Source organism: Promicromonospora kroppenstedtii DSM 19349 (genome assembly GCF_000515355.1).
GTDB lineage: Bacteria > Actinomycetota > Actinomycetes > Actinomycetales > Cellulomonadaceae > Promicromonospora > Promicromonospora kroppenstedtii.
On the sequence record NZ_KI911741.1, the window covers coordinates 11,720 to 19,723 of the forward strand.

Here is an 8,004-nt window from a genome sequence, read left to right on the forward strand (position 1 = left end):
GGGTCGGCCCCATGGGCCCGTCGCCGTCGGCCGCTGCGCGGTTGCCGCTGGGTGTGCCGAACGCCTTGAGGTCGGCGCCGGAGCAGAACGTGCCGCCCGTCCCGTACAGCACGGCGGCCGTGGCGGCGTCGTCGGCGTCGAAGGCCCGGAACGCGTCGGCGAGCGCCGCGGCCGTGGGGCCGTCGACGGCGTTGCGCCGCTCGGGGCGATCGATGCCGATCAGGGTGACGCTGCCCTCGTGGGTGACCAGGACGCTCACCGGCGGCCCTCCCACAGGGGCTCGCGCAGGGCGCGGCGCAGCACCTTGCCCACCGGCGAGAGCGGCACCGAGTCGACGGCGCGCACGACCTTGGGCACCTTGTACCCGGCCAGCTTGTCGCGGACCGCGGCCTGCAGCGCCGCCTCGTCGACGACGGCGCCGGGCGCGGGCACCACGAACGCGGTGACGGCCTCGACCCAGGTGTCGTCGGGCGCGCCGACGACGACGGCCTGCGCCACTCCCGGCTGGGCGAGCAGCACGTCCTCGACCTCACGCGGGTAGACGTTGTAGCCGCCGGTGATGATCATGTCGCTGCGCCGGTCCACGAGGTAGAGGTAGCCGCGCTCGTCGGTGCGGGCCATGTCGCGGGTACGCAGCCAGCCGTCGCCGGCGAACATCTCGGCGTTCAGCTCGGGGGCGGCGTGGTAGCCGGCCATCGTGAAGGGCGAACGCACGCGGATCTCGCCGATCTCGCCGGGCGCGACCGGCACGCCGTCGTCGTCGGTCACGACGATCTGGGCGTCGAGGGCGGGCTGGCCGCACGAGCCGAGCAGGGTGGCGTCGCCGTGGTCCTCGGCGTCGAGCACGGTCAGGCACAGGGGCGCCTCGGTCTGGCCGTAGTACTGCGCGAACCTGGGGCCCCACACGTCCATGGCCTGCTCGATCACGGGGCGCGGCATGGGGCTGGCCCCGTAGATCGCGGTGCGCAGGGAGGCGACGTCGGCCTTCTGGGCGACGCCCGACGAGAGCAGCATGCCGATCATGGTCGGCACCAGGTTGATCTCGGTCGCGCGGTACCGGGCGATCGCGTCGACGTAGCCCTGCGGCTCGAACCCGGACAGCACCACGGACTCGCCGCCGCGCAGCCAGTAGGGCAGCACGAACGTGCCGCTGGCGTGGATCAGGCTGGCCGCGTGCAGCATGACCGAGTCGCGCGCGGGGCCGACCAGGTTGGTCAGGATGTTCGTGACGATCGCGGCGTAGCTGGCCTGGGTGTGCTCCACCGCCTTGAGCGTTCCCGTGGTGCCCGACGTGTACAGGAGCAGGATCGGGTCCTGCGGGTTCGCGGGCAGGTTCGGGTCCGTGGTCGGGACGTCCTCCATGGCGACCAGCAGGTCCGGGCCGCCGGCGGCGCCGGGCACGCCGAGGCCCAGCGTGGTGACACCGTGCGCGGCGGCGAGCTCGCCCGCCCGCTCGGCCAGGGCGGCGTCGTGCACCAGCAGTCGCGCCCCCGTCTCGTCGAGCATGCGGCCCTGCTCGACAGCGGACAGCCGCGCGTTCAGCGGCACCCGGGTGACCCCCGCCTTGAGGCAGGCGAAGTCCATCGCGATGGACCACAGGCCGTTGCCCATCAGCAGCGCCACCCGCGAGCCCGGCTCCGCGCCGTGGGCGTGCAGCACCCGCGCCATGGCGTTCGCTGCTGCGTCCACCTGCGCGTATGTCAGCGACTCGTCGCCGAACCGGACTGCGGTGCGCGGCCCGAACCGGGCTGCCCCGCGGCGGACCAGGTCAACGGTGAGCATGCTCTCCTCCACGGAAGGTGTCCGGTAAATACCTTTCGTGACGGTACTACCCGGTCAGCTCCACGCGGAAGGGCACCCCGGCCACGTCACACTCAGCGCACCTCGTAGATCTCCGTGCCCGACGAGCGCGCCCGCCGGTAACGGACCGGCAGCGCCTGCGGGTGCCGCACCCACGGCGACGGCACCCACGCCAGGTCGTGGTCCTCGACCGCCAGCTCCAGGTCGAGCTCGGTCAGCAGGCGGTTGATCGCCACGCGCGCGATGATCCGCGCCTGCCGCGACGCCGGGCAGCGGTGCGGGCCCACGCCCCAGGCCAGGTGCGCGCGGTTGCCGACCTCGTCCCACATGTTGCCGGTGTGCACCAGCGGGTCCTGGTTGGCCGCGGCGACGGCCATGACCAGGGCGTCGCCCTTGCGGATGAGCTTGCCGTCGATCTCCAGGTCGTTCATCGCGTACCGGGGCAGCGGCGGGTTCGCGGCGGGAGCCTCGCGCCACAGCACCTCGTCCAGCACCTCGTCCAGGGCGATCCGGCCGCCGGTCCAGCGCGCCGCGAACCGCTGGTCGGTGAGCAGCAGCCGCAGGGTCAGGGCGATCCACGCGGTGAGGAACTCGCTGGCGGCGATCAGCGGCACGGACATCGAGTCGGCGACCTCGCGGTCGTCGTGGAAGCTCGGGTGCCGCACGAACGACGACGTCAGGTCCGTGCCCGCCACCTCCTTGCGGGCCTGGACGTGCGCCATGAGGTTGCGGCCCATCCGGTCGCGTGCCTCCGCGGCCTCGCCGGTGTGGTCCATGATGTGCGCCGAGTCGACCATCATCTGGTCGGCGGTCGCGGGGTCGAACCCGAACAGGGACGTCACCGCGAGGAAGCCGACCTTCTTGGCCCAGTCCGCCACGAGGTCGGCCTCGCCGCCCTGGCCGAGGCCCTCGATCAGCCGGTTGCAGACCTCCTCGACCTGGGCCACGACCAGCTTCTCGGGCAGCGCCTCCAGCCCGTCGTCCAGCGGCTGGCGCAGCCGACGACGCCGCTCGCCGTCATGGTGGTAGGAGGAGTTGCGCGGCTCGCGCGGCGAGATGCCGAGCAGGGCCGAGCGCTCCGACAGCAGGCCGTCGTAGTGCCAGCGCCAGTTACGGGGGTCCCGGGAGAACTGCGACTCGTTCCGCGTGATCTCGCAGATCTCCGCGTGCCCCATCACCAGCCAGGCCGGCACGCCCGGTTCCATGTCGACGGGCGCCACCACGCCCCATCTGCTGCGCAGGACGTCGTAGATCTCCTGCGAGTCCATGCCGCCCGTGGTTGCCGACAGGGGGGTGAGCCCGCTCAGGCTCGTGAGCTCGACGGGGGACGTCCGAGCGACCACTCTCTCCATGCGGCAATCACAGCACAGTGTCCGTAATGCCCGTAATCCTGGCTGCGATATTCGGACCGGTCAGAGGTCGTCGGGGTCCAGGCCCGGGCAACCAGCAGCCGCCGTCAGAAGCCCAGCCGCCGCAGCTGCTTCGGGTCGCGCTGCCAGTCCTTGGCGACCTTGACGTGCAGGTCCAGGTACACGCGCTGGCCCAGGAGCTTCTCGATTCCGCGCCGCGCCTCGGTGCCGACGGTGCGCAGCCGGGACCCGCCGCGGCCGATGACGATCGCCTTCTGGGAGTCGCGCTCCACGAACAGGTTCACGCGCACGTCCAGCAGCGCGGGCCGGCCCTTCTCCGGGTCGCCCGAGCCCTCGCGCTCCACGATCTCCTCGACGACCACCGCGAGGGAGTGCGGCAGCTCGTCGCGCACGCCCTCCAGCGCGGCCTCGCGGACCAGCTCGGCCACCATGACGGCCTCGGGCTCGTCGGTCAGCTCGCCGTCCGGGTACAGCTCGGGGCCCTCGGGCAGGTGCGAGACGAGCACGGACTCCAGCGTGTCGACCTGGTAGCCGTCCTTCGCGGAGACGGGCACGATGTCGGCCCACTCGCGGTCCACCGACTTGGCGAGCTGCTCGACGGCGATGAGGTGCTCCATCAGGTCGTTGCGGGGCACCAGGTCGGCCTTGGTCACCACGGCGACGACGGGCACGGCGCGGCGCCCGGTCATCAGCTCGGCGAGCTGCGCCGCGATGTACCGGTCGCCGGGGCCCACCTTCTGGTCCGCGGGCAGGCAGAACGCGATGACGTCCACCTCCGAGAGCGTGTCCCGCACCAGGTCGTTGAGCCGCTCGCCCAGCAGGGTGCGCGGGCGGTGCAGGCCGGGCGTGTCCACCAGCACGAGCTGGGCGTCCTCGCGGTGCACGATGCCGCGGATGGTGTGCCGCGTGGTCTGCGGCCGTGCCGACATGATCGCGACCTTCTGCCCCACCAGCGCGTTCGTCAGGGTCGACTTGCCCGCGTTGGGACGGCCCACCAGGCAGGCGAACCCGCTCCGGTGTGCGATGGTCTGTTGCCCTGCGGGCTGATCGCTCATGAGGTCACTTCCTTCTGGTCACGCTTCTGATCACGGTGGTCGTGCTGGTCGAGACCACCGTTGCTGTCCTCCGGCTCGCCTGCCGGTTCCGTGCGGTGCACGAGGATCGTGGAGAGCTGCTTGCGCCGCCCCTCGATCCGTTCCGCCTCCAGGTGCACGCCGCCGACCTCGACGGACGCCCCCGCGAGCGGCACCTTGCCCAGCGCCTTGGCCAGCAGGCCGCCGGCGGTGTCCACGTCGTCGTCGTCCAGGCGCAGGTCGAACAGGTCGCCGAGCTCGTCGACCGGGAGGCGGGCCGGCACGCGGAACGTCCCGCCGCCGAGCTCCTCGACCTCCTGGACGGGCACCGTGTCGTGCTCGTCGGTGAGCTCGCCGACGACCTCCTCCAGGAGGTCCTCGATGGTCACCAGGCCGGCGACGCCGCCGTACTCGTCGACGACGAGCGCGATGTGGCTGGCCGAGGCCTGCATCTCGCGCAGCAGGTCGTCGATCGGCTTGGACTCGGGCACGAAGACGGCGTCGCGCGCGACGTCGGAGGCCGGGCGCCGGGAGGGCTCCCGGGCGCCCCTGCCGCCGTCGTCGACGGGCCAGTGCACCGCGGCCACGACGTCCTTGAGGTAGGCGACGCCGACGACGTCGTCCACCGACTCGCCGACCACGGGTACCCGCGAGAACCCGGAGCGCAGGAACAGCCGCAGCACCTTGTCGAGCGACGTGTCGGCCGTGACGGTGACCATGTCGGTACGGGGCACCATGACCTCGCGCGTGATGGTGCCGCCGAGCTCGATGACCGACCGGAGCAGCTCGCGGTCGGACTCCTCGAAGGCGCTGGACTCCCCCACCCGGTCCGCGATGTCGCGCAGCTCGGCCTCCGTCGGCGGCGACGGGTCGTGCCGCGGCACCGACAGACGCGTGAGCCATGCGACCGCACGCGAGACGGCGGTCAGCGGCCCCACCAGGGCGATCAGCACCCCGACGGGACGGCGGAAGCCGAGCGCACGCGGCGAGACCCGCACGAAGACGACGCCGACCACGACGCCCACGACCAGCGCGATGAGCATGACCGGCAGCTCGTTGGGCACGCCCTCGCCCGGGATGGCCTGCTGCACCAGCAGGGTCCCGGCCGCGATCGCGACGACCTCGGCCATGACGCGCACCAGCGCGAAGGACGCGACGATCGCCGTCGGGTCCACGACGAGCGCCTGGGCGCGCCGGATCCGAGCGGCGCGCTCCGGGTCGGGCGACTGCCCCAGCTCGGCCTCCGCGAGCGCCTCCGTGAGGGAGGCGCGCGTGACGCGCAGCAGCGCGGCCTCGCCGGCCGAGAGCATGCCCGCCAGCGAGAGACCGACCAGCACGACCAGGGTCAGGAGCAGGACGATCACGCCGGTCACCGGGTCGCGAGGAAGGTCAGGAGGAGCTTGCGCTGCAGCGCGAACATCTCCTTCTCCTCCTCGGGCTCCGCGTGGTCGTAGCCGAGCAGGTGCAGGATGCCGTGCGTCGTCAGGAGCAGCAGCTCCTCGGTGGTGGAGTGGCCGGCGGCCTTGGCCTGGGTGACCGCGACCTCCGGGCACAGCACGATGTCGCCGAGGGTGCCGGCGGGCGTGACGTCGCCGTCGCGCCCGGGGCGCAGCTCGTCCATGGGGAACGAGAGGACGTCGGTGGGTCCGGGCTCGTCCATCCACTGCACGTGCAGGTCCGTCATGACGGTGGTGTCGACGAAGATGATCGACAGCTCCGACTGGGGGTGCACCCGCATGGCGTCGATGACGAAGCGGCCGAGCGCGGCGAACTCCGCCTCGTCGACCTCGAACCCGGACTCGTTGTTGACCTCGATGCTCACCGGCGCTGCCTCTTGTTGCTTCCCGAACGGTGGTCCTGCGGCTGACGGCCGGGGCGCTGACCGCCCGCGACGACGTCCCACCGCGCGTACGCGTCGATGATGTCGCTGACCAGGCGGTGCCGCACGACGTCGGACGACGTCAGGCGGCAGAACTCGACGTCGTCGACGCCCAGCAGGATGTCCTCCACGACGCGCAGCCCGGAGGTGGTACCGCCCGGCAGGTCGACCTGCGTGGCGTCGCCGGTGATCACCATCTTGGAGCCGAAGCCCAGGCGGGTCAGGAACATCTTCATCTGCTCGGTCGAGGTGTTCTGCGCCTCGTCGAGCACGATGAACGAGTCGTTGAGCGACCGGCCGCGCATGTAGGCCAGGGGCGCCACCTCGATGGTGCCCGCCTCGATGAGCTTGGGCACCTGCTCGGGGTCGACCATGTCGTGCAGCGCGTCGTACAGCGGGCGCAGGTACGGGTCGATCTTCTCGGACAGCGTGCCCGGGAGGAACCCGAGGCGCTCGCCCGCCTCGACGGCCGGGCGGGTCAGGATGATCCGGTTGACCTGCTTGGCCTGGAGCGCCTGGACGGCCTTGGCCATGGCGAGGTAGGTCTTGCCGGTACCGGCCGGCCCGATGCCGAACGTGATCGTGTTGGTGTCGATGGCGTCCACGTACGCCTTCTGCCCCACCGTCTTGGGCCGGATGGTGCGGCCCCGGTTGGACAGGATGTTGAACGTGAGCACCTCGGCGGGGCGGGAGGCCGAGGCGTCGCTCAGCATCGCCACCGACCGCTTGACGACCTCAGGGGTGAGCTGGGTGCCCGCCTCGACGACCTCGATCAGCTCGTCGAGCAGCTGGGTGACCAGGGCGACGTCGCCCGCCGGTCCGCTCACCGCGATCTCGTTGCCACGGGCAAGGACGTCGACTCCGGGGAAGCCCTCCTCGACGGCCCGCAGCACCGAGTCCCGGCTCCCGAGGAGCGCGACCGTCGGGATGTGGGCCGGTACGACGATCTTGTGCTCGATCCGGGTCTGTGACTGTGTGCTGGACGAAGTTGTCATGAGCCGGCCCGTCGGGCCGATCCGCTCCTTCACGCGGTAGGGATGACGACATGGTCATCCTATCGACCTGCCAGGGCCACGCCACGGTCTTTCCTGCTCCGGGTCGAGAAGAAGTTCAGGCGAACCCGGGGAGCTCGCCGCCGGCGAGCAGGTGGGCGTGCACGTGGAAGACCGTCTGGCCGGCCTTGGGCCCCGTGTTGAAGATCAGGCGGTACTGGCCGTCGCCGAGCTCGGTCGCCACGCCGTCCGCGAGCTCGACGACGCCCGCGAGGCCCTCGGGGTCCGACGCCGCGAAGGCGGGCACGTCGGGGTAGTGCTCCCTCGGTACCACGAGCACGTGCACCGGCGCCTTGGGGGCGATGTCCCTGAAAGCGATAGCGGTGTCCGACGACGCGACGACGTCCGCCGGGATGTCCCCCGCGACGATCTTGCAGAAGAGGCAGTCAGGGCTGTCGGTACTCGTCATGTCGGCAGGCTACCGGCGGGCGTTCGCGGGCGGGACTTCGCCATGTTTTTCCATACCGTTACATAGTTCGAAATGCCCGGGTGAAGGGGATGTGGGAGAGTTTGCGGCGTTCGATGGAGATTGGCGTACTGAGACATCCTTTCGTCGCGGTCAACCTCGCAGGTCCCGTCGGTCGCCCTCACTCACCACACACAGCAGTCACCTGGAGGTTCGCGTGGGTTGGTTCATCGCCCAATCGCTCGCATTCATCGTCATCGCGGCCCTGATCGGCCTCGCGATCGGCATCTGGATCGGCTGGCTCGCCTGGGGTCGCCGCAAGGGCAAGCACACCGCCGAGAGGAGCGACGCGGTGACCCGCGCGAACACCGCCGAGGGCGGCACCACGGCGGATGACGCCGAGGCCGACGCCGAGCCTGTCCGC

General features: G+C 71.4%; 9 protein-coding genes. 1 reads left to right on the forward strand and 8 read right to left on the reverse strand.

Features of this window, described 5'->3' with window-relative positions; all coding sequences use genetic code 11:
* The 8 genes from PROKR_RS23445 to PROKR_RS23480 form a co-directional block, all read right to left on the reverse strand.
* The coding region (locus PROKR_RS23445) for an enoyl-CoA hydratase-related protein (RefSeq protein WP_211240223.1) at positions 1-259 on the reverse strand (259 nt) is incomplete at its 3' end.
* Positions 256-1,782, reverse strand: coding sequence for a class I adenylate-forming enzyme family protein (locus PROKR_RS23450; protein ID WP_036968409.1), 1,527 nt, complete (start codon positions 1,780-1,782; stop codon positions 256-258). The genes PROKR_RS23445 and PROKR_RS23450, both read right to left, overlap by 4 nt.
* Before the next feature lie 92 nt (positions 1,783-1,874).
* A complete protein-coding gene (locus PROKR_RS23455) occupies positions 1,875-3,152 on the reverse strand; it encodes a cytochrome P450 family protein (RefSeq protein WP_036968340.1) in 1,278 nt (425 codons plus the stop codon).
* A 104-nt stretch (positions 3,153-3,256) separates the two neighbouring features.
* Positions 3,257-4,225, reverse strand: a complete 969-nt coding sequence (gene era / locus PROKR_RS23460) for a GTPase Era (protein WP_036968344.1) — start codon at positions 4,223-4,225, stop codon at positions 3,257-3,259.
* Positions 4,222-5,607 (reverse strand): hemolysin family protein, encoded by a 1,386-nt coding sequence (locus PROKR_RS23465; protein ID WP_245605949.1) that lies wholly within the window; start codon positions 5,605-5,607, stop codon positions 4,222-4,224. The genes era and PROKR_RS23465 overlap by 4 nt, the downstream gene beginning before the upstream one ends.
* A 5-nt stretch (positions 5,608-5,612) precedes the next feature.
* On the reverse strand, positions 5,613-6,065 hold the full coding sequence (ybeY, locus tag PROKR_RS23470) for an rRNA maturation RNase YbeY (protein ID WP_036968347.1): 453 nt from the start codon (positions 6,063-6,065) through the stop codon (positions 5,613-5,615).
* A complete protein-coding gene (locus tag PROKR_RS23475) occupies positions 6,062-7,117 on the reverse strand; it encodes a PhoH family protein (protein WP_033326134.1) in 1,056 nt (351 codons plus the stop codon). Before PROKR_RS23475 ends, ybeY begins: the two co-directional genes overlap by 4 nt.
* A 115-nt stretch (positions 7,118-7,232) precedes the next feature.
* Positions 7,233-7,583: a histidine triad nucleotide-binding protein gene (locus PROKR_RS23480; protein ID WP_036968350.1), complete on the reverse strand. Its 351-nt coding sequence runs from the start codon at positions 7,581-7,583 to the stop codon at positions 7,233-7,235.
* 214 nt (positions 7,584-7,797) lie between these two features.
* Between PROKR_RS23480 and PROKR_RS36010 the strand changes: the two genes are divergently transcribed.
* Positions 7,798-8,004, forward strand: a 207-nt coding sequence (locus PROKR_RS36010) for a hypothetical protein (protein WP_036968353.1), incomplete at its 3' end; no start/stop codon positions are given.

Excerpts from the sequence above, each read along its gene's own strand:
- PROKR_RS23450 (WP_036968409.1), bottom strand. The coding sequence starts at position 1,782 with ATGCTCACCGTTGACCTGGTCCGCCGCGGGGCAGCCCGGTTCGGGCCG.
- era (WP_036968344.1), bottom strand. The coding sequence starts at position 4,225 with ATGAGCGATCAGCCCGCAGGGCAACAGACCATCGCACACCGGAGCGGG.
- PROKR_RS23475 (WP_033326134.1), bottom strand. The coding sequence starts at position 7,117 with ATGACAACTTCGTCCAGCACACAGTCACAGACCCGGATCGAGCACAAG.
- PROKR_RS23480 (WP_036968350.1), bottom strand. The coding sequence starts at position 7,583 with ATGACGAGTACCGACAGCCCTGACTGCCTCTTCTGCAAGATCGTCGCG.
- PROKR_RS23455 (WP_036968340.1), bottom strand. The coding sequence starts at position 3,152 with ATGGAGAGAGTGGTCGCTCGGACGTCCCCCGTCGAGCTCACGAGCCTG.